General features: G+C 72.8%; 17 protein-coding genes and 1 pseudogene. 15 read left to right on the forward strand and 3 right to left on the reverse strand.

Going from position 1 to position 23784, the window contains the following annotated elements; genetic code table 11:
- The first annotated feature begins 303 nt into the window (after positions 1–303).
- From OG948_RS50210 to OG948_RS50265, 12 genes are all read left to right on the forward strand, one after another.
- On the forward strand, positions 304–1647 hold the full coding sequence (locus tag OG948_RS50210; protein ID WP_331771749.1) for a PEP/pyruvate-binding domain-containing protein: 1344 nt from the start codon (positions 304–306) through the stop codon (positions 1645–1647).
- 32 nt (positions 1648–1679) lie between these two features.
- Complete coding sequence (locus OG948_RS50215; RefSeq protein WP_331771750.1) at positions 1680–2267, forward strand: fused DSP-PTPase phosphatase/NAD kinase-like protein; 588 nt, start codon at positions 1680–1682, stop codon at positions 2265–2267.
- Positions 2268–2406: 139 nt separating this feature from the next.
- On the forward strand, positions 2407–2814 hold the full coding sequence (locus OG948_RS50220; RefSeq protein ID WP_331771751.1) for a YciI family protein: 408 nt from the start codon (positions 2407–2409) through the stop codon (positions 2812–2814).
- 8 nt (positions 2815–2822) lie between these two features.
- Positions 2823–3968, forward strand: coding sequence for a DUF6596 domain-containing protein (locus OG948_RS50225; protein ID WP_331771752.1), 1146 nt, complete (start codon positions 2823–2825; stop codon positions 3966–3968).
- An 899-nt stretch (positions 3969–4867) separates the two neighbouring features.
- Complete coding sequence (gene asnB / locus OG948_RS50230) at positions 4868–6709, forward strand: asparagine synthase (glutamine-hydrolyzing) (RefSeq protein ID WP_331771753.1); 1842 nt, start codon at positions 4868–4870, stop codon at positions 6707–6709.
- 112 nt (positions 6710–6821) lie between these two features.
- Positions 6822–8087, forward strand: coding sequence for a cytochrome P450 (locus OG948_RS50235; RefSeq protein WP_331771754.1), 1266 nt, complete (start codon positions 6822–6824; stop codon positions 8085–8087).
- A gap of 120 nt (positions 8088–8207) precedes the next feature.
- The gene (locus OG948_RS50240) at positions 8208–9272 is read left to right on the forward strand and encodes an isocyanide synthase family protein (protein ID WP_331771755.1); all 1065 of its coding nucleotides are present in this window, start codon (positions 8208–8210) and stop codon (positions 9270–9272) included.
- A gap of 213 nt (positions 9273–9485) precedes the next feature.
- Positions 9486–10568, forward strand: coding sequence for an iron-siderophore ABC transporter substrate-binding protein (locus OG948_RS50245; RefSeq protein ID WP_331771756.1), 1083 nt, complete (start codon positions 9486–9488; stop codon positions 10566–10568).
- 22 nt (positions 10569–10590) lie between these two features.
- Positions 10591–11628 carry an iron ABC transporter permease gene (locus OG948_RS50250; RefSeq protein ID WP_331771757.1) on the forward strand — a complete coding sequence of 346 codons (1038 nt, stop codon included), beginning with the start codon at positions 10591–10593 and terminating at the stop codon, positions 11626–11628.
- Positions 11625–12680, forward strand: a complete 1056-nt coding sequence (locus OG948_RS50255; protein ID WP_331771758.1) for an iron chelate uptake ABC transporter family permease subunit — start codon at positions 11625–11627, stop codon at positions 12678–12680. The genes OG948_RS50250 and OG948_RS50255 overlap by 4 nt, the downstream gene beginning before the upstream one ends.
- Positions 12659–13495: an ABC transporter ATP-binding protein gene (locus OG948_RS50260; protein ID WP_406300699.1), complete on the forward strand. Its 837-nt coding sequence runs from the start codon at positions 12659–12661 to the stop codon at positions 13493–13495. Before OG948_RS50255 ends, OG948_RS50260 begins: the two co-directional genes overlap by 22 nt.
- 76 nt (positions 13496–13571) lie before the next feature.
- A complete protein-coding gene (locus tag OG948_RS50265; protein WP_331771760.1) occupies positions 13572–14390 on the forward strand; it encodes a class I SAM-dependent methyltransferase in 819 nt (272 codons plus the stop codon).
- A gap of 561 nt (positions 14391–14951) precedes the next feature.
- On the opposite strand, the gene OG948_RS50270 is transcribed toward OG948_RS50265, so the two are convergent.
- Entirely contained in the window at positions 14952–15803 is an 852-nt protein-coding gene (locus tag OG948_RS50270) for a polysaccharide deacetylase family protein (protein WP_331771761.1), read from the reverse strand.
- A gap of 242 nt (positions 15804–16045) precedes the next feature.
- Here OG948_RS50270 and OG948_RS50275 point away from each other — a divergent pair, with 242 nt between their 5' ends.
- Together OG948_RS50275 and OG948_RS50280 are read left to right on the forward strand one after the other, a co-directional pair.
- Complete coding sequence (locus tag OG948_RS50275) at positions 16046–19303, forward strand: BTAD domain-containing putative transcriptional regulator (protein ID WP_331771762.1); 3258 nt, start codon at positions 16046–16048, stop codon at positions 19301–19303.
- Between the two features lie 686 nt (positions 19304–19989).
- Positions 19990–20394: pseudogene (locus tag OG948_RS50280) on the forward strand (YybH family protein); the annotation flags it as partial.
- A 53-nt stretch (positions 20395–20447) separates the two neighbouring features.
- Here the strand turns inward: OG948_RS50280 and OG948_RS50285 are convergent.
- Both OG948_RS50285 and OG948_RS50290 read right to left on the reverse strand, forming a co-directional pair.
- On the reverse strand, positions 20448–22205 hold the full coding sequence (locus OG948_RS50285) for a hypothetical protein (protein WP_331771763.1): 1758 nt from the start codon (positions 22203–22205) through the stop codon (positions 20448–20450).
- Positions 22206–22279: 74 nt separating this feature from the next.
- Complete coding sequence (locus OG948_RS50290) at positions 22280–22774, reverse strand: MarR family winged helix-turn-helix transcriptional regulator (RefSeq protein WP_331771764.1); 495 nt, start codon at positions 22772–22774, stop codon at positions 22280–22282.
- A 134-nt stretch (positions 22775–22908) separates the two neighbouring features.
- Between OG948_RS50290 and OG948_RS50295 the strand changes: the two genes are divergently transcribed.
- Entirely contained in the window at positions 22909–23751 is an 843-nt protein-coding gene (locus tag OG948_RS50295; protein WP_331771765.1) for an NAD(P)H-binding protein, read from the forward strand.
- The last annotated feature ends 33 nt before the right edge of the window (positions 23752–23784 follow it).

Genomic DNA, 23784 nt, shown 5'->3' on the forward strand with positions numbered 1-23784 from the left:
TCCGGGCGCCGACGCGGACGCGGGGGACGCGGTGACGGTGCCGCGGTTTCGTCGCGCCTCGGTGCCCTGGCCGGTTCCCACCCGTCGGATTGCCCGATGCGCGGACGGAGAGGGAAGCTTGAATGTCGAGATGTCGGTACGCCCGTCGGCCGTGTGCCCGGGACGCTCCGTTCCGCTCGGGAGCGCCGGAACCGGTCGGCACGAGCACCGGAAGCGGAGTTCGATACGAGCACCGCAAGCGGAACCCGGTACGAGCACCGCAAGCGGAACCGGTACAGGCACCGGCGGCGGAAGGAGCCCGCCATGGCGGTCGAGGCGAACCGGATGGTCGTCGTGCCGTTGGAGGTCGAGCGGGCCCACGATCCGCGGCTGACCGGCGGCAAGGCCGCCCAACTGGCCCGCGCCGCGGCCGCCGGCCTGCCCGTCCTGCCGGGATTCGTGCTCGTCCCGGCCACCCGCGCCCCCGATGCCCCGCACGGCGAGGAGTCGTTGCGTCGCGCCTGGCACACGCTGGCCGAGGGCGGTTCCCGGTCGCTGATCGTGCGGTCCTCCTCGGTGCACGAGGACACCGCGACCTCCTCCATGGCCGGGCGCTTCGCGACGGTCGCGGACGTGCGCGGCTGGGACGCCTTCACCGCGGCGGTGGACACGGTCCTCGATTCGGCGCGGGCCGCCGACCCGGACCTGCCCGGAGACGGCGCCGGGGTCGACGGCATGGCCGTTCTGGTCCAGCGGATGTCGTACCCGGTCGCGGGAGGGGTGATGTTCGGGGCCGATCCCGTCGAAGGGCGCGAGGACCACATCCTGATCAGCGCGGTGCCGGGCAGCCCCGCCCGGCTCGTGGACGGGCGTAGCGACGGCGTGCACTACCGGCTCACCCGCCGCGGCCGTCGGCTGCCCACCCGTCCCGCCGAGCCGCCGGGTCGGCACGTACTGGGTCGGCGCCGGCTGCATCGGCTCGTCGTGCTCGCCGGGCAGACCCGGCGCCTGTTCGGCGCGCCACAGGACATGGAGTTCGGCTTCGACGCCGACGACCGCCTGTGGCTGTTCCAGTCCCGCCCGATCACCGCGATGAGCGCGCGGCCCGCGCGGGGCGCGCGACTGCTGGGCCCCGGGCCGGTGGCCGAGACCCTGCCGGACGTCCTGCAACCGCTGGAGGAGGACCTGTGGGTGGCGCCGATGGCGCACGGCCTGGCCGTCGCCCTCGACGTCACGGGCACCGCCCCCAGGCGCCGGCCGCGCACCGTCCCGGTCGTGCGCACCGTCGACGGCCTGGCGGTGGCCGACCTGCGCCCTGCTGGGCACCGTCCCCTCGCCGCACCCCGTCCTCGACATCCTCAACCCCGCACCCGGTGCCCGTGCGGCCGGAGCGGCGTGGCGGGTGGGACGCCTGCGATCCGCGCTGCCCCTGCTCGCGCTGGACCTGATGGCCGACGTCGATCGCCGGCTCGCCGAGTTCCCGGCGCCCGGCGAGATGCTCGGCGGGCGGCTGGTGTCCGCCGCGTCGTGGGGTCGCCGGGCCCTGTCGGCGCTGCACGCGCAGGAGGCGCTGGCCGGGGCGCTCCTGGACGCCTGCCAGACCTGCCGCCGGAGCCCCTTCGGCCGCGCCCGCCGGTCCCCGGCGGCGCACGGTTCGACGGGTTCTGAAGTACGTACTCGTTGCCGCGCTCGGTTACGGCGTGATCTGGCTGGTGTCGGTCCTGGGCATGCTGGGGGCGCACGCGGTCGCCCAACAGGGCGAGTCCTCGGGCAGTTCGATCGCCGGGATGAACCACTTCAAGCAGGTGGACGACAAGGTGTGGCGCGGTTCCGCTCCGGGTGTCCCCGGATACCGGGAACTCGCCGACCGCGGCGTGCGGACCGTCGTGGACCTGCGCGCGGAGAAGATGAGCCAGGCCGACCTGGAGCGCCCGGCGCAGGCCGGACTGAAGCTGGAGCGGCTGCCGATCCGGGACGGTCAGACGCCCACCCAGGCCCAGGTCGACGAGTTCCTGCGGATCGTGCAGACCTCCGACGGACCGGTGTTCGTGCACTGTGGTGCGGGTGTCGGCCGGACCGGCGCGATGACGGCCGCCTACTCCGTGCGGACCGGCGAGGCCACCTCCCAGCAGGCCGCGCGCCAGGCGCCGGCCGTCGGACCCCCCTCGGTCGAGCAGGTCTACCACATCCTCGGCAACGACCGGAACGACAGCGAACAGCCGCCGCTCGTGATCCAGATCATCAGCCGCGTCCTGGACGCCCCGCGGCGGATCCACGCGTCGATGTAGCCGCACGGCGCCCCCGGACGGCAACGCGTTCCGGAAGGGCCGAAAAAAGTTCGGCCGATGATGTCGAGAACGCGTGACCGGCTCCGTCCCCGGTGTGCAGGCGACCACAATGGGTCGCATCACACCGAGGAGAACCACGATGGCCAAGTACCTGTTGCTCAAGCACTACCGCGGCGCTCCGGCTTCGGTCAACGACGTGCCGATGGAGAAGTGGACGCCGGAGGAGATCTCGGCCCATGTGAAGTACATGAACGACTTCGCGGCCCGGCTGGAGGAGACCGGCGAGTTCGTGGACAGTCGGGCACTCGCCCCGGAGGGGACGTTCGTGCGGTACGACGGCGAGGGGCGCCCGCCGGTGACCGACGGTCCGTTCGCCGAGACCAAGGACCTGATCGCCGGGTGGATGGTGATCGACGTCGAGAGCTACGAGCGCGCCGTCGAACTGGCCGGGGAGTTGTCGGCCGCACCCGGGGCGGGCGGGCGACCGATCCACGAGTGGCTGGAACTGCGCCCGTTCCTGGGTTCGCACCCCACCGTCACGGAGTGACCCCACCGATGGACGAAGCCCTGCTCCGGAGCCTCACGCCGGGCGTACTCGCCGTCCTCGTGCGCCGCGGAGCCGATTTCGCGGCGGCCGAGGACGCCGTCCAGGACGCCCTGGTCGAGGCACTCCGCGTCTGGCCGGCCGACCGGCCGCGGGATGCCAAGGGCTGGCTGGTCACGGTGGCCTGGCGCAAGTTCCTGGACGCCACCCGCTCGGATGCCGCCCGCCGTCGGCGTGAGGACCGCGTCGACGAGGAGCCGACACCCGGGCCCGCGCCCGCGGCGGACGACACCCTCCAGCTCTACTTCCTGTGCGCCCACCCCTCGCTGACGCCCTCCTCCGCGGTCGCGCTCACGCTGCGCGCGGTCGGCGGGCTGACCACCCGCCAGATCGCCCAGGCATACCTGGTGCCCGAGGCGACCATGGCGCAGCGCATCAGCCGAGCCAAGCGCACCGTCTCCGGCGTGCGGTTCGACCGACCCGGCGACGTCGCCACCGTGCTGCGTGTGCTCTACCTGGTCTTCAACGAGGGCTACTCCGGCGACGTCGACCTCGCCGCCGAGGCCATCCGGATCACCCGGCAACTCACCGCCGCGATCGACCACCCCGAGGTCGCGGGGCTGCTCGCCCTGATGCTGCTCCACCACGCCAGGCGGGCCGGCCGGACCGCGCCGGACGGGAGCCTGGTGCCGCTCGCCGAGCAGGACCGCGGCCGGTGGGACACCACGTCGATCGCCGAGGGCGTCGTGATCCTCCAGGCGGCGCTGGCCCGGGACCGGCTGGGGGAGTTCCAGGCCCAAGCCGCGATCGCGGCGCTGCACGCCGACGCGCCCACCGCCGAGGAGACCGACTGGGTGCAAATCCTCGAGTGGTACGACGAACTCGTGCGTCTGACCGACAGCCCCGTGGTCCGGCTCAACCGCGCGGTCGCCGTCGGCGAGGCCGACGGACCGCGCGCGGGCCTGGCGGCGCTCGCGGCGCTGGACGACTCGCTGCCCCGCCACACCGCGGTGGCGGCGTACCTGCACGAGCGCGACGGCGACCCGGCGACGGCGGCACGGCTGTACGCCGAGGCGGCCCACAAGGCGTCCAACCTCGCCGAACGCGACCACCTGACGCGCCAGGCCGCCCGGCTCAACTCCCGCCGAGGTCGCTGACGGGTCGAACCGGGGTCGCGCCGGGACCGCGTCGGGATCGTCCCGTGGTATTCGGCGCGGCCTCGCGGCCGGAACCGTCGTCGCACGGTCGAAGCCCGCGGGCTTGAACGGCCCGCCGCCCCGCGAGGGGTGCGCCTGGGGGCGGCGGGCCGTTCGTCTCGCCACCGGACCTGGTTGGGGGGCAAGTCTCCGGCAGCCTGAAGAATGTAGCGGCCCGCTCCGACACCGCACGTCCAGGCGGGCCGGACCGGCCCGGTTGCCCGAGCGCGATGCCCGACCGGCACGCCCTGCGGCGCGCCGCCTCGCGCCTCGTGCCCGTGCCGCCTCGCGCCCGTGCCCGCGCCCCGCGCCGCCTCGCGCCTCGTGCCCCTCGGCGCCGTGCCGTGCCGTGCCGTGCTGCGCCGCGCTGCGCCGCGCCGCGCCGCGCAGCGCTGCGCAACGGCCCGGTGTTCGTCTCGCGCCCGTGTCCCCGCCCCCGCGCCGCCTCGCGCCTTGTGCAGCGCTGCGCCGTGCAGCGCTCCGCAGCGCCGCGCCGCGTCTCGCGCCGCCGCGCCTCGCGTCGCGTCGCCGCGTCCCGTGCCGCGCCGCCTCCGCCCCGTCCCGTGCCCGTCGCGTGGTGCGTCGAGACGTGCGCCTTCGCGACGTCGTCGCCGCGGGCCGGATCGAGGCGCGCGGGAAAACGGTGCCGAGTCCGGAACCGGAGGCGATCGCCGCCCGACTACTCGGATGCGTGTGCGGACGTGTGCGCGTGTCGGTGGTGGGGCGGCACCCTCGTCGCCGCCCGTGCGGGCTGATCGCCGCCGAGATCGAGACCGAGATCGACCACACGGGCACGCCCGCCCCTTCCCGAACCGACGTGACGGCGTCGCCCCGCCTCCCGACCGAAGGACAGACCACGTATGTGCGGTATCACCGGCTGGGTGTCCTTCCTGCACGACGCGCGGCCACGGCGCTCGACCCTCGACGCGATGACCGCGACGCTCGCCCGGCGCGGACCGGACGCCGATGGTGCGTGGCTGGACGCCCAAGCGGCCCTGGGACACCGGCGGTTGGCCGTACTCGACATCGCGGGCGGCCGGCAACCCATGACCGACCGGCGCGACGATCCCGAAGTGGTCCTCGACTTCAGCGGCGAGGTGTACAACCATCACGAACTGCGCGCCGAACTTCGCTGCGCCGGGCACGAGTTCCGCACACGCAGCGACACCGAGACGGTACTGCGCGCCTACCGGGAGTGGGGCGAGGGCTGCGTCGACCACCTGGAGGGCATGTACGCGTTCGCGATCTGGGACGTCCGTCGGACACGACTGGTACTGGTCCGCGACCGGCTCGGCGTAAAACCGCTGTACTGGGCGAAGGTCGAGGGTGGGATCGCCTTCGCCTCCGAGCCCAAGGCGTTGTTCGCACACCCCGAGATCGACCCGTGTGTGGACGCGGACGGGCTGCGCGCCGCGTACGGCCTGCTGTTCGACACCGGGCCCACCGTCTGGACCGGGATCCGCGAGATCGCGCCCGGCTCGATGTTGACCCTCGACCGCGACGGCATCCGCGAGCGTGCCTACTGGCAACTGGCGATACAACCCCACCACGACGATCGCGACAGCACCGTCGAGCGGGTGCGCGACCTGGTCGAACACGCCTGCCGCAGCCAACTGGAGGCGGACGTACCGGTGTGCAGCCTGCTCTCCGGCGGCCTGGACTCCACCGTCGTCACCGCGCTGCTCGCCGACGAACTACGCCTGCGGGAAAGCCCCGACGCGCGCATCCGCTCCTATGCGGTCGACTACACCGACCAGGCCCGCTCGTTCACCGCCGACGTGCTGCGCACCGGGCACGACACCCCGTACGCGGCGGAGGCGGGCCGGTTCATCGGCACCGACCACGACACCGTCGTCCTGGACCCGCTCGCCCTGCTCGACCTCGACCACCGCCGTGCGGTCGTCGCCTGCCGTGATTCGCCGATCGGCGTCGGCGACATGGACACCTCGCTGTACCTGCTGTTCGGCGAGATCCGTCGGCACTGCACCGTCGCGCTCTCCGGCGAGGCGGCGGACGAAGTCTTCGGCGGCTACCCGTGGTTCCACGATCCGGCCGCGCTCGCCGCCGACACCTTCCCCTGGTTGCGGGTCACCGGCGACGAGGCCGCCATGCCGCTGCACCCGGATCTGTCCCGGACCCTGCGGATCGGCGAGTTCCGGGCGGACACCTACCGCACGGCCCTCGCCGCCGTCCCGCACGCGGACCACGAGGACGCCGGCGAACATCGGCTGCGCGAACTGCGGCACCTGTCGCTGACCCGCTGGCTGCGTCAACTCCTGCACCGCAAGGACCGGTTGAGCATGGCCCAGGGACTCGAGGTGCGGGTGCCCTACTGCGACCACCGCCTCGTCGAATACGCCTACAACGCGCCGTGGTCGCTGCACACCTTCGACGGCCGGGAGAAGAGCCTGCTGCGGGCCGCCGCCGGCGACACCCTGGCCCCGCCCTCGGTGCTGCACCGGGCCAAGAACCACTACCCGGCCACCCACCACCCCGACTACAACCGCGGCCTCCAGGACCTGGCCCGCGAGGCGCTCGACGCGCGCGGCGGCGAGATACGCGGCATCGCCGACGAGACGGCGATCAAAGCCTGCCTCGACGCCCCCGCCGACCGGCTCCCGTGGGGCCATCGGCTGCGGCTGGAACGTGTCGTCGACTTGGCCCTGTGGCTCGACGAGTACCACCCGCGCGTCACGCTCTGACCGACCCCGCCGCGCCGCGGCCGCGCCCCGCGCGCACCCCGCACCCACCGCGCCCCGCACACCCGCCGCGCACCCGACCCGCCCCACGACCTCGTCAGGAAGGCGAACACCCGTGACCCAGGCCGAATCCGGCGCGAACCGCCTCGAACCCGTGGACCCCGTGGACCCCGTGGACCTGTACGGCCCCGAGTACAAGCGTGACCCCTACCCCCTGTACACCAAGCTCCGCGACGCCGGCCCCGTTCACCGGGTGCGGTTTTCGAGCGGGGTCGGGGCCTGGCTGGTCACCGGATACGACGCGGCGCACGCGACGCTCAACGACCCGCGCCTGGGCAAGAACCACGACCTGGGCAACGACCGGTGGCGGGCGCTGGCCTCGATCATGCCGGAGCCGCAACACGCCCAATTGCAGGTGCACTTGCTGCATCAGGATCCGCCCAAGCACACCGTGATGCGGCGCCTGGTCACCAACGCGTTCGCGCCGCGTCGGATCGACGCGCTGCGACCGCGCATCCAAGAGCTGGCCGACACCCTGGTCGACGCCATGCCCGCGGACCGGGGCGCGGACGTCGTCGCGTGCTTCGCCGCCCGCTTCCCGTTCCTGGTGCTGGCCGAAGTCATCGGTCTCCCGGCCGAGTCGGCCGCCGGATTTCGTCGCGAGTGGTGCAAGGTGGTCCAGCCGGTGGGTCCCAAGGACCCCGGACGCGCCGCCTACGAGGGCCGGTTGCGCGCGCTCCAGGCCTACATCGCCGACGTGGTCGCCGACCGGCGCGCGAACCCGGACGACGGGCTGCTCGCGCGGCTGGTCGCCGCGCACACAGCCGGCGAGCTCACCGACCACGAGCTGGACTCGATGGTCTTCCAACTCCTGGTCGCCGGACAGGAACCGGTCACCAATCAGATCAGCACCGCGCTGATGACCCTGCTGCGCCACCCCCGGCACCTGGCCCGGCTCCGCGAGGACCCCACTCTGCTCCCCGCCGCGGTCGAGGAACTGCTGCGGTACGACAGCGCGTTCGAGCTCACCACGTGGCGCTTCCTCGGCGCGGACGACGACCTGCACGGCACGACGGTGCCCGCCGGCGACTCGGTGATCGTGTCGCTGTGCGCGGCCAACCGCGATCCCGCGCGTTTCCCGGACGCCGACACCCTCGACTTCGACCGCAGCCCCAACCCGCATCTGGCGTTCGGGCACGGCATCCACTTCTGCCCGGCCGCCGCCCTGGCCCGGGTCGAACTCCAGGTCGCCCTCGGCACCCTCCTCGCGCGCCTGCCCGACCTGGCGCCGGCGGTACCGGTCGAGGACATCGCGTGGATTCCCGCCGTCCTCGCCCGCGGTGTCGACTCCCTCCCGGTCACGTACACCGAACGCGTCTGACCCGAGGACCCGAACGCGCCACGCGCCGCCCGGGTCGACCCGCCCACGCCGCCGTCCCCACACCGCCCGCCGCCCGCGCCGAGGCGTCCTGCCGCCCTGCCCCCGTGGAGAAGCCGACCCATGCACGCCACCCACCCCCACGATCCCGCGGACCGCGCGAACACGTCCGCGACCTGTGCCGCGATCCTGAACCTCCTGCTGCCGCACCGCCGCGCGACGGAGGAGGAACACCGCACCGAGACCGGCGCCGGCGCCGCGGACGCGGGCGGGACGGTGGGCGAATCGGTCGCGGACTTCCCCATCCAACTCGCCCGACTCGCCCGCTTCGTCGGGTGCGACGAACCCGTCGTGTTCACCCTGCCCGGCTTCCCGTGCAAGTCGCCCAACCCCGCCAAGGTCCTGGGCACGTTGCCCGACGAGGGCGAACGCCTGAGCCTGGCCTTCCTGCACCGCCTGTGCGCGGCGATCGCCGCCGTACACCCGCCCGGTGCGCGGATGGTGATCTGCTCCGACGGCCACGTCTTCGCCGACCTGATCCACGTACCCGACGGGCACATCGACGCCTATGCCGACGAACTGCGCGCGATCATCGCCCGCGAGGACCTGCACCACCTGAGCGTCTTCGACCTGCGCGACGTGCGCGGCGAGGACTCGCACGACGACAAGCGCGCCTGGCTGCACACGCGCCACGCGCCCACGATCGCGCAACTGCGGGCCCAGGTGCGTGCCGACGAGGACACCCTGCGCCTGTACCGGGGCATCACCCGGTTCCTCTTCGAGGACGCCGTCGACTTCCCCGGCAGCCGATCCGCGCTGCAACGCGACTGCCGCGCCCGCGCGTACGGCGTCATCCAACGCAGCCGCGCCTGGAGCGACCTGGTCGCCGAGCACCACCCGCACGCGCTGCGGCTGTCCATCCACCCGCAGCGACGCGGCGCGGAGAAGTTCGGCATCCGCCTCCTGGACGCCCCCGACGTGTGGGCCACTCCCTGGCACGCCACCGTCCTGCACCACCCCGACGGCCGCCCGCACCTGCTCCACCACGCCGACGCGGCACGATCGGGCGTCCTGGTCCACCGGGAGGGCCGCCCCAGCCACTTCCGCCGGGAGACACCGAGCCCCGCGCCCGCACCCGGGACGACCACCGGCGCGGGACCCGCCGGCGCGGGCAGCCGGGTCGTGTGACGCCTCGCGCGTCGGTGACACACGGTGATCGCCGGCCCGCTCCCGCGCGCGGTCGATGTGTCCGCGGAGGGGCCGATTGAGGCGCGATGGGCATTTAGCTTAGGCTGGCCTAACAAGCGCGACATTCTCGGGCTGTAAAACACCGCCCATGTTCGGCTACTCACTGTAGTGGACCGATAGCCGACTGTTCGGTTGGCAAGAAAGAGGTCATCGATGTCCCCGCTGCCCAAGGGCATGATCCGCCGCCGATTCGCGGTGCCGGTCGCCGCCGCCGTACTCGCCCTCGCGCTGGGCGCCTGCGGCTCGAAGGACGACGACAAGAAGTCGGCCGGCACCGATGGCGTCGCGACCCCGGCACCCGCCGGCTCGGGCGCGCCGGCCGCGTCGGCCTTCCCGGTGACCATCAAGAGCGCGCTCGGCGAGGCGAAGATCACCAAGAAGCCCGAGCGCATCGTGACCCTGGGTCAGGGATCGACCGAGACCGCCATCGCCCTGGGCCAGGTGCCGGTGGGCATCGAGAGCTACGAGTGGGGCAGCGACAAGTCCGGCTATCTGCCGTGGGTGCACGACGCGGTCACCAAGGCCGGCGGCAAGCTGCCCAAGCAGTTCAAGGGCGGCGAGGAACTCGACATCGAGGCGATCGCCGCGCTCGACCCGGACGTCATCCTCGCCCCCTGGTCGGGCATCACGCAGAAGCAGTACGACCTGCTGAAGGACATCGCGCCCACGGTCGCCTACCCGGACAAGGCGTGGAGCACCAACTGGGACCAGCAGATCGACATCGTCAGCAAGGCCCTCGGTCAGCCCGACAAGGCCCGGGAGCTGACCGGCAAGATCAAGCAGCAGCTCGCCGACGCGGCGGCCACCCGGCCCAACTACAAGAACGTCACGTTCTCCTACATCTACACGACCGGCCCCGGCACCCTCGGCGTCTTCAAGCCCGAGGAGCAGCGCGTGTCCGTGGTGTCCTCGCTCGGCCTCAAGGTCGACCCGATCGTGAACACCTTCCCGGAGACCGACGGCACCGACTCGGCGCTCATCGGCCTGGAGAACGCCGACAAGCTGGCCGCCGGCGACGTGGTTTTCACCTTCTACACCGACGCCAAGACCCGCCAGGAGATCGAGGCCCAGCCGCTGTACGCCTCGATACCCGCGGTCAAGCGCGGCGCTGTGGTCGCGAGCAACGACAACCCGTTCGTGACCGCGTCGTCGATGATCAACCCGCTGACCGTGCCGTGGAGCATCGAGCGCTATCTGCCGCAGATCGACGCGGCGGTCGCCAAGGCCGGCAAGTAGCCGCGGCCGAGAAACGATTCGGATGACCGCCGACACGCGCGTGCGTCCGGCCGGAACCGGGACCGGTGCCTCGCGCACCGGTCCCGCCGGTCGCATCGCCGCTCTCTTCGCCGGATGCCTCGTGCTGCTGGTCGTCGCGCTCTTCGCGAGCGTGATGTTCGGCAGCAGGACGACGTCGTTCGGCGACGTCGTGGACGTTCTGACCGGGCACGGCGACCCGTACCTGACCACCGTGGTGGAGAGCCGCTACCCGCGCACCGCGCTCGGCGTGCTGGCCGGCATGTGTCTGGCCGTGGCCGGCACCCTCATGCAGGGCGTCACCCGCAACCCGCTGGCCGACCCCGGCCTGCTGGGCATCAACGCCGGGGCCGCGGCCGGCATCGTCACCGGCACCGCGTTCGCCGGTGCCACGGGCTCCTGGGCGGCCCTGTGGTGGGCCCTGCCCGGGGCGCTGCTCGTCGGCGTGTTCGTGCACGTCCTGGGCGCGGGCGGCGGCCCGGTGCGGCTCGTGCTGGCCGGCGCGGTCCTGTCCGCCGTGCTCGGCGCGTACATCCAGGCGGTCACGCTCGGCAAGCCCAAGGTCTTCGACAGCTATCGCTACTGGGTCGTGGGCGCGCTGGGTGGGCGCGGCTGGGACGTCTTCTGGTCGATGTTGCCGTTCGGCGTACTCGGCGTGTGTGTCGCGCTGTTGCTCGGGCCAGGCCTGAACGCGCTCGCCCTGGGCGAGGAATCGGCCACCTCGTTGGGCGCCGATCCCGCCGTGCTGCGCGCGGCCGGCCTGGTGACCGCCACCGTCACCAGCGCCGCCGCGACCGCCGCCGTGGGGCCGATCGCCTTCGTCGGCCTGGGCGTCCCGCACATCGCCCGCGCCCTCGTGGGCGGCGACTTCCGCGTGCAGATCGGCTTCGCGGCGCTGCTCGGTCCGACCCTGCTGCTGGCCGCCGACGTGGTGGGCCGGATCCTGCTGCGCCCCCAGGAGTTGATGGTGGGCGTCGTCACCGCGTTCGTGGGCGCGCCCGCCCTGCTGTTCGCGGTGCGCCGGATGCGGGTGAGCACATGAGCACCACACCGCGGACCCGACGCCCACGCGGCTACCTGCGGATCGGGAACACGATCGCGCTGCCCGTGCGCGGGGCGACGGTGCTCGTGGCGATCGTGATGCTCGCGCTGACCGTCGCGGCCGCGTTCGCCACGCTGACCATGGGCCGGCTCGGCATCGCCCCGGGCGACCTGCTGCCCGCGGTGTTCGGCGGCGCGGAGGGCAAGGAGAAGTTCGTGCTCAACCGGCTGCGCGGGCCGCGCCTGGTGGTGTGCCTGGGCGCGGGTGCCGCGTTCGGCCTCTCCGGCGCCCTCTTCCAGACGGCCACCCGCAACCCGTTGGCCGGCCCGGACGTGATCGGGCTCAGCAGCGGCGCGGGCGCGGGCGCGGCGATCTTCGCGCTCGTGGTGCCCGGCGACACCCCGGTGTGGATCGGCGCCCTGCTCGGCGCGATCGGCGCGATGGCCATCGTGTACCTGGCCACCGGTACCGGATTCCGCGATCCCGGACGCCTGGTCGTCGCCGGGATCGGCGTCGCCGCGATCGGCACGGCGCTGACCCAATACGTCGTCTATGTCGTCGAACGCGACAAGGCGAGCGCGCTGAGCGCGTACGTCAACGGCAGCGTCGCGGCCCGGTCCTGGGACGACGCGACCACCATCGGGCTGGTCCTGCTCGTGGTCGCCGGCCCGGCGGTGGCCCTGTCCCGGCATCTGGACCTGGGCGAGATGGGCGACGAGGTGGCCCGCGCGCTCGGCGGCAACCCCGGCCGGGCCCGCAGCCTGGCCGTCGTACTGGCCGTCGTGTTGTCCGCGGGCGCGGTCACCGTGGCCGGTCCGATCGCGTTCATCGCGCTGACCGCGCCGCAGATCGCCCGCCGGCTCACCCGCGGCACCGGCCCGCACCTGGTGTTGTCCACGCTGACGGGCGCGCTGCTGCTGACCGTGGCCGACCTCGCCGCGCAACAACTGCCCTGGGTCGAGCCGCTGCCGGTGGGCATCTACACCCTCGCCTTCGGCGGGGCCTACCTCGGATTCCTGCTGACCCGCGAATGGAGGAGTGGACGACTGTGAACGACCAACCGGCGCCCGCACCGGCCGGGCTGAGCGCCCGCGACGTGACCCTGTCGTACGGCCGCGAGCCGGTTGTCGAAGGCGTCGACCTCGACCTCCCGCACGGCGGCCTCACCGTCATCGTCGGTCCCAACGGGTGCGGCAAATCCACCCTGCTCAAGTCGTTCGCCCGGGTGCTCAAGCCCGTGCGCGGCACGATCACCCTCGACGGGAGGGACGTACACGCGCACCGCGGACGCGAGTTCGCCCGCCGGGTCGCGCTGCTGCCGCAGAGCCCGATCGCGCCCGAGGGCATCAGCGTGCGCGGCCTGGTGCGGCGCGGCCGGCACCCGCACCACACCCTGCTGCGCCAGTGGTCGCCCGACGACGACCGCGCGATCGCCTTCGCGCTGGAGCGGACCGGCCTGGTCGACCTCGCGGACACCCCGGCGGGCGACCTGTCCGGCGGGCAGGCCCGGCGGGCCTGGATCGCGATGGTCCTCGCCCAGGAGACCCCGATCGTCCTGCTGGACGAGCCGACCACGTTCCTCGACATCGCCCACCAGTACGAGCTCCTGGAACTGTGCGCCGAGTTGAACGCCGAGGGCCGCACGATCGTCGCGGTGCTGCACGACCTCAACCAGGCCGCCCGCTTCGCCTCCCACCTGGTGGTGATGAAGGCCGGCCGAGTCGTCGCCGAGGGCGCGCCGGGCGAGGTGCTGACCGCCGCCCGCGTCCACGACGTCTTCGGCCTGGCGTGCGACATCGCGCCCGACCCGATCACCGGCACCCCCATGGTGATCCCGCACGCGCGGCGCGGCGCGGCGGTGGGATGAGCGCGGCGGTGCGCGCGGGCCGGCCCGCCCTATATCGGTTGAGCCGTGCGGCCGGGGCCGGCTAGCGTGGTCGGTCATGACGAAGATCGAGGCCGCGGCCGACTGGCGGGACGTCAATCGGGCCAATTGGGACGAGCGGGTCCCGATCCACAGCGCCAGCCGCTTCTACGACGTTCCCGGCTTCGTCGCGGGCAAGGACGCGCTCCGGGACTTCGAACTCGCCGAGGTGGGCGACGTCGACGGCCGTACGCTGGTCCACCTCCAGTGCCACATCGGCCTGGACACGCTCTCCTGGGCCCGGCGCGGAGCAACCGTCACCGGCCTGGACTTCTCCGAACCGGCCGTGGCCGAGGCCGGCGCCATCGCCGCGCGGATCGGCGCGAGCACGGCCCGATTCGTCACCTCCGACGTCTACGACGCCGAGGCCGCGCTCGACGGGGCGACCTTCGACATCGTCTACACCGGCCTGGGCGCGCTGTGCTGGCTCCCGGACATCGACCGCTGGGCCCGTACGGCGGCGGCGCTCGTCGCGCCGGGCGGCTTCCTCTACCTGGCCGAGTTCCACCCGTTCACCGACGTCCTGGCCGAAGACGGCCGCACCGTCGAACTGGACTACTTCCATCGCGAGCCGACCGTCTGGGACGAGCCGGGCACCTACACCGACGCGGACACGGAGACCTCCGCGAACGTGACGGTCGAGTGGCAACACGGCATCGGCGACGTGGTCAGCGCCCTGATCGCCGCCGGACTGCGCCTGGAGTTCCTGCACGAGCACGACTACTCGCTGTTCGCCCGCTTCCCGATCCTGGAACACGACGACGGTCGCTACCGTTTCCCCGCCGGCCAGCCGCGTGTCCCGCTGATCTACTCGCTGCGCGCGACGAAGGCAGCCTAGGCCCTGTCCGCCGGATCTCGGTGGATCTGCGCCGCCTGGCACCGCACCTCGCCACACCGGAGAAACAGCCGAATGGAACCACTACGCGGCTGCGTCTCCGCCACGCCGATGCACGGCACCGGACGACGCGGCCCGATCCACCAAGATCCGCCGGACAGGGCCCAGCCGCCCGCACGCCGCACGACGACACCCCCGCCTCCCTCGGCGCGTCAGCGCCCCCGCCCCCCGCCCACCCCAGTGATCGACGCGCGAAGCGCGGAGAGCGGCGGAGCCGCAAGCGTGGACGGTGTGACCCGGAGCGAAGCGGAGGGACACGCCGTCCCGAGCGAGGCGCCGCTTTTTCTTGGAGGAGCGAAGCGGGGGAAAGAAAAAGCGGTGCCTCGCGAGCCGGCGACGAAGTCGCCCAACAAACAGCAACGCCGCACCCACGACTCCGACCAACCCAACCCGCCGCCGCCCCGCCCCGGACGCACCCGCCCCAGACGACCCCCCTCGCCCCACCCCCGGCCCGTCAGCGCCCCCAACCCCGGCGCCTCGCGAGCCGGCGACGAAGTCGCCCAATCAGGTAGTGGTGTAGTGCTCGGCGATCTCGTCGCTCGTGGTGACCCACACCCCGGGGTGGTTCACCACGTACTCCAGCGCCTGGTCCAGATACTTGCGCCGGAACGCCTGACCGGAGACGAACGGGTGCAGGGCCAGCGACATGACCCGGCCGCCGTCGGCCGCATCGGCGTGCAACTGGTCCACCTGGTCCTTGACCACCTGCACGAAGTCCGGCCCGCTGAGCGCGTGCGCCGTGAACAGGCCCAGGTCGTTGAGTTCGAGCGTGTAGGGCACGCTCAGCATCCCGGGCACGTTCAGCCGGAACGGCTGGTCGTCGGCGGTCCAGTCCAGCGTGTACTCCAGGCCGAGTTCGGCCAGCAGCGACGGCGTGCGGAAGGTCTCGCTGAGCGCGGGACCCAGCCACCCGCGCGGGCGCCTGCCGGTCGCCTTCTCGATCGTCTCCACGACGTGCTTCAGGTAGGCGCGCTCGTCGTCGGCCACGTCGGCCTGCAGGGTCGAGTTGTTGCGCCCGTGCGCCAACCAGGCCCAGTCCCGGGCCAACCCCGCCTCGATGATCTGCGGGTAGTGGTCGACGACGTCGGAGTTGAGCAACACGCTGGGCCGGATCCCGTAGCGATCGAACGCCTCGATCATCCGCCAGATGCCCACGCGCGGTCCGTAGTCGCGCCAGCCGTGGTTCAGCGGGTCCGGCAGCAGGCCCGCGGTCGCCTGATTGATGCTCGTCGACGGGGTGCCGACGAGGAAGTGCTCGACGTTCAGGCCCACATAGAAGGCGACGCGGGCGCCGTTCGGCCAGTGGATCGGCTCGCGGTCGACGATGGGGCTGTAGTCGTAGAGTGCGTTGTCCATGGCGGTGACTCCTGGGATCGGGGCTCGGGTGGAGCCCATCGGGCTTCGCCGGGTTCGTTTCGGTTGCTTGGTTCGTTCGGCTCGTTCGGCTCGTTCGGCTTGTTTCGGTGCGCCCTGCGGCGACGAACATCACTGTGCTCCGGTGGGCTGGGGAGTCGCTGAGGGTCCGCTGAGGGACGGGACGAGGGAGGGCTGAGGGGCCACCCGGGAGTCCGCGCGGATTCGCTGTGTACGGTGGCCCGATGCGGTTCGGGGTGTTGGGTCCACTGGCGGTGTGGGGTGTCGACGGTGAACCGATCAAGGTCCCCGAGGCGGGGGTTCGCGCGCTGCTGGCCGACCTGCTGACGCACGAGGGGCGTACGGTCTCCGTCGACCGGCTCGTCGACGACCTGTGGGGCGACGACCCGCCCGGCAAGCCCGGCAACGCGCTCCAGACCAGGATCTCCGTGCTGCGCCGGACGCTGGGCCGCGACCGCGTGCTGCACCAGGCCCCCGGCTACCGACTGCTCCTGGACCGGACCGACGCAGACGGGGCCGACCTGGACGCGCATCGCTTCGCGGCCCTGGTGGATCGTGCACGGACCGAGAACGATCCGCGCGTGCGGGCCGCGACGCTCGCCGGGGCCCTGGGACTGTGGCGCGGGCCGGCGTACGCCGACTTCGCGGACGAGGAGTTCGCCCGCCCCACCGCGCAGCGCCTGGAGGAACTGCGCCTGGTCGCCGTCGAGGAGCACGCGAGCGCCCGGCTGGCCACCGGCGAGCACGCGGTGCTCGCCGCGGAACTCGCGGACCTGGTCGCCCGTCACCCGCTGCGCGAACGGCTGCGCGGGGTGTACCTGCGAGCGCTCTACCGCGCCGGGCGGCAGAGCGAGGCGCTGGCCTCGTACGCGGACCTGCGCGAGCGGCTGGCCGACGAGCTGGGACTGGATCCCGGCCCCGATCTCGTCGCCCTGCACGGCGCGATCCTGCGCCAGGACGAATCACCGCCGGGGTCCGTTGCCGCGCTGCCCGCCTCGCCGACCGTGCGGACGCCCGCCGACCTGCCCGAGGCCCACCTGCCCGTCGCGCTGACCCCGCTGATCGGGCGCGAGGAGGCCGTGGCCGACCTCGGTCCGCTGCTGGAGCGCGCGCGCCTGGTCACCCTGACCGGGTCCGGCGGCGTCGGCAAGACCCGACTCGCGGTGGAGACGGCGGGCCGATTCGCCCGGGAGGCCGGGGCGCTCGTGCCCGACGGCGTGCGCCTGATCGAACTCGCCGGGCGCGACGGGGAGGCCGCCGACCTCGCACAGGTGATCAGTGACGTGTTCGGCGTGCGCGGCGACGGGCCCGGCGCTGCCGGGCGCCCGACGGTGGACCGGCTCGTGGCGGCCCTGCGCGACCGGCGCGTCCTCGTGGTCCTGGACAACTGCGAACACGTCGTCGAGGCCGCCGCCGAACTCGCCGACCGACTCCTGGCCGGCGCGCCCGGCCTGCGGATCCTGGCCACCAGTCGCGAGCCGCTGGCCCTGGCCGGCGAGAGCGTGTTCCAGGTCGAGCCGCTGCGCCACGATCACGCCGTGCGGCTGTTCACCGAACGCGCCGCCGCGTCGGCACCGGGCTTCCCGGTCGCGCCGGCGCCCGGCGAGATCTCGGCCCTGGTGGCCGAGGTCTGCCTGCGCCTCGACGGCATCCCGCTCGCCCTGGAACTGGCGGCCACCCGCGTGCGGGCCCTGGGCATGGCCCAGTTGGCGGCCCGGCTGGACGACCGCTTTCGGCTGTTGACCTCGGAACGACGCGGCACCCCGGCTCGGCAGCAGACCCTGCGCGCGATGATCGACTGGAGTTGGGACCTGCTCCGCGCCCGCGAACGCGTCGTGCTGGGCCGGCTGGCCGCGCACCGGGACGGCTGCACCCTGGAGGCCGCCGAGGTGGTGTGCGCCGGCGAGGGCGTGACCTCGGAGGAGGTCGTCGACCTGCTGACCCGCCTGGTCGAGAAATCCCTGGTCGTCGTGGTCGACGGCACCGGCGGCACGCCCCCGCGCTATCGCCTGTTGGAATCGGTCGCCGCCTACGCGAGGGAGCGGCTGGCCGAGACCGAGGACGTCGAGGCCGTCCGGGATCGACACCTGGCGTACTACCTCGACCTCGCCGAACGGGCGCGACCGCGGCTGCGCGACGGCGGACAGCGCGAGTGGCTCGACCGCCTGGACGCCGAGTCCGCCAACCTGCACGCGGCGATCGACACGGCGGTGGACCACGCGTCGATCGACGCCGACGGCCGCTCGGGTGCCGACGCCGGAATCGGCGTGGACCGGGCCGAGCGGCTCGCGGCGGCGTCGACGTGGTGGTGGCTCCTGCGCGGTCGGCCGATCGAGGCCCGCCGCTGCCTGGGCCGGCTCCTGGACGCCGCGCCCGCCTCACGCGAACTGAGGGTGTTGCACGACGCGTTCACGCTGTTGACCGGCGGGCGGGCGACCGGCTCGCCGGACCCCGGTCCGGACACCGCCGCCTCGGGAGTGCCCGCGCCGGCGTTGTGGTTGTACGCGTACGGGCTGTTCAACGCGGGCGATGTGCCCGCCGCCGAGGCGGCCAACGACCGGGCGCTCGCCCGGTTCGACGCCGACGGCGATCGGTGGGGTACGGCGGCGGCACTCGCGCTGCGTGCGATGTGCGCGCTGATCCGCGGCGACCTCGTCGCGGTGGGGGCGGACGGGCTGCGCGGCGCCGAGATCTTCCGGGCCCTCGGTGATCGGTGGGGGGAGGCGCAGACCGTGCAGCCGCTCGCCGCGCTCGCCGAGATCAGGGGCGACCACGCCGAGGCGACGCGCCGCCACCACGAGGGCCTGCGGCTCGCCCGCGAGCTCGGCCTGGACGTCGAGGTAAGTGCCCGGCTGTCCGGACTGGGCCGGCTGGCGCTGCTCGAACACGCCTGGGAACGCGCCCGCGATCTGCACGAACGGGCGAGGCGGTCGGCGGTCGAGCAGGGTTGGAAGTACGGCGAGGTGCACGCGTTGATGGGCCTGGCGCTGGGGGCTCGGCGCTCCGGCGACCTCGACGCGGCCGAGGCGTACCTGCTGCACATGCGGGACGTCGAGGCGTCCTCAACGGCCGGAAGGCACCTGATCGCGGCGGAACTGGGCTTCGTCGACGAACTGCGCGGGGACCCGGCCGGCGCGCTGGAGCGGCACCTGCACGGCCTGCGCATCGCCCGCTCGCTGGGCGAACCGCGCGCGGTGGCGCTGTCCTTGGAGGGCCTGGCGGGCGAGGCCGCGCTGGAGCGTACGGCTCCCGCGGCCGAGCGGGCGGCGCTGTTGCTGGGTGCGGCGGACGCGGCGCGGCGCGGCGTCGGCGCCCCGTTGCCGCCCGCCGAGCGCCTCGACGTGGACCGGATCACGGCGACCGCGACGGCGACGCTGGGGCCGGCGGGCTTCGCGGCCTCCTTCGCCCGAGGCGCCGCGATGGACCCGTACGACGCGGCCCGGGTCGCCGAGGAGACGCGGTCGGCCTCGCCCGGTCGATGAACGCCCGCGATCCCCTCGCCGCGAGCACTCGACCGGTCCCGGCCCCGGTGCCCGGACCGGATTGACGCGGCGTCAGGGGAAACCCCTGCGGCGACATCGCGTGCGGCGGGATTCGGGTGTCATCCCGGCGAGGGGCGCGTTCACCCGAGCGGCCCCAAGGCCGGCACCGGGTTCTTCCCCGTTCGGGTGGGCTTTCGGGGGCGCCGGCCTCGGGTCCGAGCGTGCGCGGCACGGCGCCGGCGGCTTATCTGGTGAGGGCGACGGCGATACACCTCATCGAACAGGAGTGCACATGCGCGGGACGAGAGCGACCGGGAACACGCCGGGTGCCGGCAGGCGGGCGACGGGTCGTGCGGGTACGAAGCGGAGCGGCGGCGCCACGCCGCCGCACGGGCACGACGGCGACGGCGACGGCCGACGCCGACGGGAGATGTTCTGTCCGCGATGCATGGGCGTGACGGAACGCTGTACGCACGCGATCGGCGAACTTTCCGCCGCACGCCCGGGACTCCCCCTCGGAGCCGACCCGGCTCGCGGCGTCGAACACCCCTGAGGAAGCGGCGCCGGGCTCCCGGGACGCCCGGCGCCGCACGAACACCCCTCGGTCCGGGCTCGCGCCGCCGCGATGAGTTCTCGCCGTCCCGCGAGTCCCACCCGTAACAGCGCCGCCGAGGAGGAGCCCACCCATGACCGACGAGCAGCAGATCCGCGATCTCATCGAACGCTGGGCCGGTGCCGTGCACGACGGCGACCTGCCCACGGTGTTGGCCGACCACGCGGCCGACATCGTCATGTTCGACGTCCCGCCCCCCGAGCAGGGCGTGCGCGGCATCGAGGCGTACCGCGAAACCTGGCCCGGCTTCTTCGAGTGGCAGGCGTCCGGCGCCGTCTTCGAGATCGAGTCGCTGGAGATCACCGCCGGCACGGACGTCGCCTTCGCGATCGCCCTACTCCGCTGCGGCGACCCCACCGACCTCCAACACCACCCCGACCGCCGCCTCCGCCTGACCCTCGGCCTCACCAAGCCGAACACCCACTGGACCATCACCCACGAACACCACTCCTTCACCACCCCACCCACCCCCACCCCACCCGACTAGCCACCCCGACCCACACCGCCCCACACCCGGGGCCCGCGTCGCGATCAGCGTTGTCGGATCGGACCGAAGTCCTCGGTCGGGCCGCCACCTTCGGTCAGGTCGAGGGGTACGACAAGGTCGCCCAAACGTACGGAGAGCGTGGTGGGATCGGCTCCGCCCGCGGACCGGCCGTAGACGGCGGAGGCGACGACCGCGGCCGACATCCTGGGGTCGGCGGATTCCCAGCGCACGGTCGCGTGCCAACCGGACGACGTGCCCACGACACACGCGCGCACCCCGTCCGGGAGCGCGGCGACCCGGCACCCCGGGTGGGCGCGGAGCAGTTTCGCGAGGTGTCCCGCGGAGGCCGGCGGCCGACCCACGACGACATCGGCCCGCTGTCGGAGGCGGTCGTCGGGCTCCGCCTCGTCGACCACGAGATGAGCGTCGGTCAGGTGCGCGTCGGTTCCGCCGGCAAGGTGCGCGGGGTAGCGGCGCAACGCCACGACATCCCCCTCGACGGTGACGGCCGACATCGACGCGGGCGCCACGGGTGATCGCCGCGACTCGACCACGGAGCGGGCGTCGGGCACCTCGACGGGCCGCACCACCACCGGTTCCGCCGGTTCGTTCAGGCCCAGTCGGTCGTAGAACAACGTGCGCAGCGTGCGTGCGGATCCGCCGGGCAGGGACGTCGCGTTGGCGGTGACCTCGGCGACGGCCGGATCGGTGCGCAGGCGGCGCTCGGCCGCGTCGAGTTGGCGCGGCAGGGGTAGCTCCGCGTCGACGCGCGGCAGCAGTGGGAGCAGCCGGGCGATGGGGGAGGTTTCGGCCAGGGTGCCGTCGGCGGGAATTCCGGACAGGAGGGTCGGCAGTCCGAGAGCGGCGCCGTAGAAGGTCACCGAGCCGTAATCGCCGATGAGCGCGTCGGCCGCCACCAGTGCGGCCTTCCAGCCGTCACCCTCGGGTCGCACGAGCGTCAAACCGGCGGATTGCAGGGGAGCGAGCCAGGAACGCACCTGCCAGGGGCTGTGGGCGTACCAGACGTTGGGATGGATCACCGCCATCACGCGGAACTCGTCGCGTGGGAGCGTCGCCAGCGCGTGCCGCAGGACGTCTGGGGACTTTCCGAGCTGCGATTCCCGGCTCCAGGTGGACGAGACGACCACGAGCTTTTGGCCCGGAAGTATCCCCCAGGCGGCCCGATAGTCGTTCCGAAACGGCAGGCCGGCCCGTAATTCGTCCAGGCAGGGGTCGCCCGCGACAACGGCCGAGGGCAATGCCTCCGGGCAACCTTCGGCGAGCCGCGACAATTGCTCGTCGTGGGACAGGACCACGGCCGACGGTACGACCGCACCGTCGTGCGTGAGCCACTCCGCCGTCAGGCCGAAACTTCCCGGCCTCGCGGTTTCGCGCGGCCGTGGGCTGCTTCCGGCTTCTCGCCGCAGGATCTTGTTGTAGCCCATTCCATGCGTCGTACCGATGATCGGCGCATTGATCCGATACAACTCCCCGCCGCGACTCGTCGTGACGGCCAGGTCGAACTTCGTGGTGATTGCCTGAGCCCACGGAAGACACACGAGCCCGTGGTCGCGAACGAATTCCGGAATCCCGTGTTCGAAGGCCGAGGAGCCCGTGCACGTGAAGACCGTCTGTATGCGGGTGTCGCCCTCGAAGAGCCGCAGAAGATCGAGCAGGCGGGTCGCCGAGGTGACGTTGTGGATGACGCCGAGAACGGTCCGCTCGGGCCGTACGGTCAGCCACCGGTCGGCGGCGGCGCCCACCGGAAGTGCGATCGGGTCGTCCCACGGTATTCGCGGCATGCGTTCCCCCAAGCTTCCGGCATCCGGGAGACCCTAGCCCAACCACGCCGACGCACACGCTCTTCGGTGTGGGATCAGGTGTGGGGCTTGGGGGTTGGGGGGTTGTGGCGGAGGGTGTTTTGGGAGGTTACGTATTTGAGCATGAGGCGGGCGAAGTCGAGGCGTTCCTGGTCGGGCCAGTCGGCGGTGATGTATTCGTAGGCCGAGCGTTGGTGGCGGCGGAAGCGTTTCATCAGGTCGATGCCGTCGGGGCTGAGGTGGAGGACCGTGCGGCGGCCGTCCTGTTGGGAGGCGGCACGGATCAGGTAGCCGGCGGAGATGCAGTCGGACACCATGCGGCTGGCCACCGACGGATCCACGCTCAGGTAGTCGGCCACCGCGCCGACGGTGACCTCGCGGGCGTCGTCCTGTTCGGCCTCCAGGACGATGTTGAGTACCAGGGTGCGGCTCAAGTCCTTTTGCGAGATCGGGTTTTCGACGTCCAGGAGGGAGGAGCGCCGCAGCTTCCCGAAGGCCGGGCCCACGGCGTCGAGCAGCTCGTCGGCTGTGCGCGGCTCGTGCTTCGTCATGTCCTCATCGTACACATACGTGACCAACCGAAGACATGTGTTGACGTGAAAACGTATGCATGACAGCATGCATATGTCGGCACAAGCGAAACGACGTGCGGATCATCCGAGAGCGAACGAACGGGGCTTTTTCCATGACCATCCTCATCACCGGCGCCCGCGGCAAGGTCGGTCAGGCGATCATCGAGCGCCTGCACTCCGCCGGACACGCGTTGCGCGCCGCCAGTGCCAACCCCGCCGAGCTGACCGTCCCGGCCGGCGTCGAGGTTGCCGAGCTCGCCCTCGACCGTCCCGAGACCTTCGAAGCCGCGCTTCGCGGCGTTCGCCGGGTCTTTCTGTATCCCGAGCCCGCCGGCATCGACGAGTTGATCAAGGCCGCCGGCACGGCCGGCGTCGAGCACGTCGTCCTGTTGTCCTCGTCCTCGGTCCTGGGCCCGGACGCCGAGAACGACCCGCTCGCGAGCCACAGCCTCCGGGTCGAGCGCGCGCTCGCCGACTCGAACCTCGCCTGTACGTTCCTGCGCCCCGACGCCTTCGCGAGCAACGCGCTGGGCTGGGCGTACTTCATCGGCCAGGCGATGCCGATCCAACTCGCCTACCCGGACGCGCGGATCGCCCCGATCCACCCCGAGGACATCGCCGACATCGCCGTGGAGGCGCTCACCGGCGACGCCCTCACCGGCCGCCGAGTCACCCTGACCGGCTCGGAATCGCTCTCCTTCCGCGAGCAACTCGCCGTCCTCGCGGGCACCATCGGCCGTGAGATCCCCGTCGAGCGGATCACCCGCGCCGAGGCCGAGCAGCAGATGGGCCACCACATGCCCGTGCCGATGGTCTCCTCGCTGCTCGACCTGTGGGAAGCCGCCGACCACAGCCCCGCGGCCATCGCCGACACCACCGAGTCCCTCCTCGGCCGCCCCGCCCGCACGTTCGAGCAGTGGGCCCGCGAGAACGCCGCCGCCTTCACCGGCCGCTGATCGAACGAGTCCGCGCAGCACGCCCGTTCGTCC

Source organism: Embleya sp. NBC_00888, assembly GCF_045207655.1.
Lineage (GTDB): Bacteria > Actinomycetota > Actinomycetes > Streptomycetales > Streptomycetaceae > Embleya.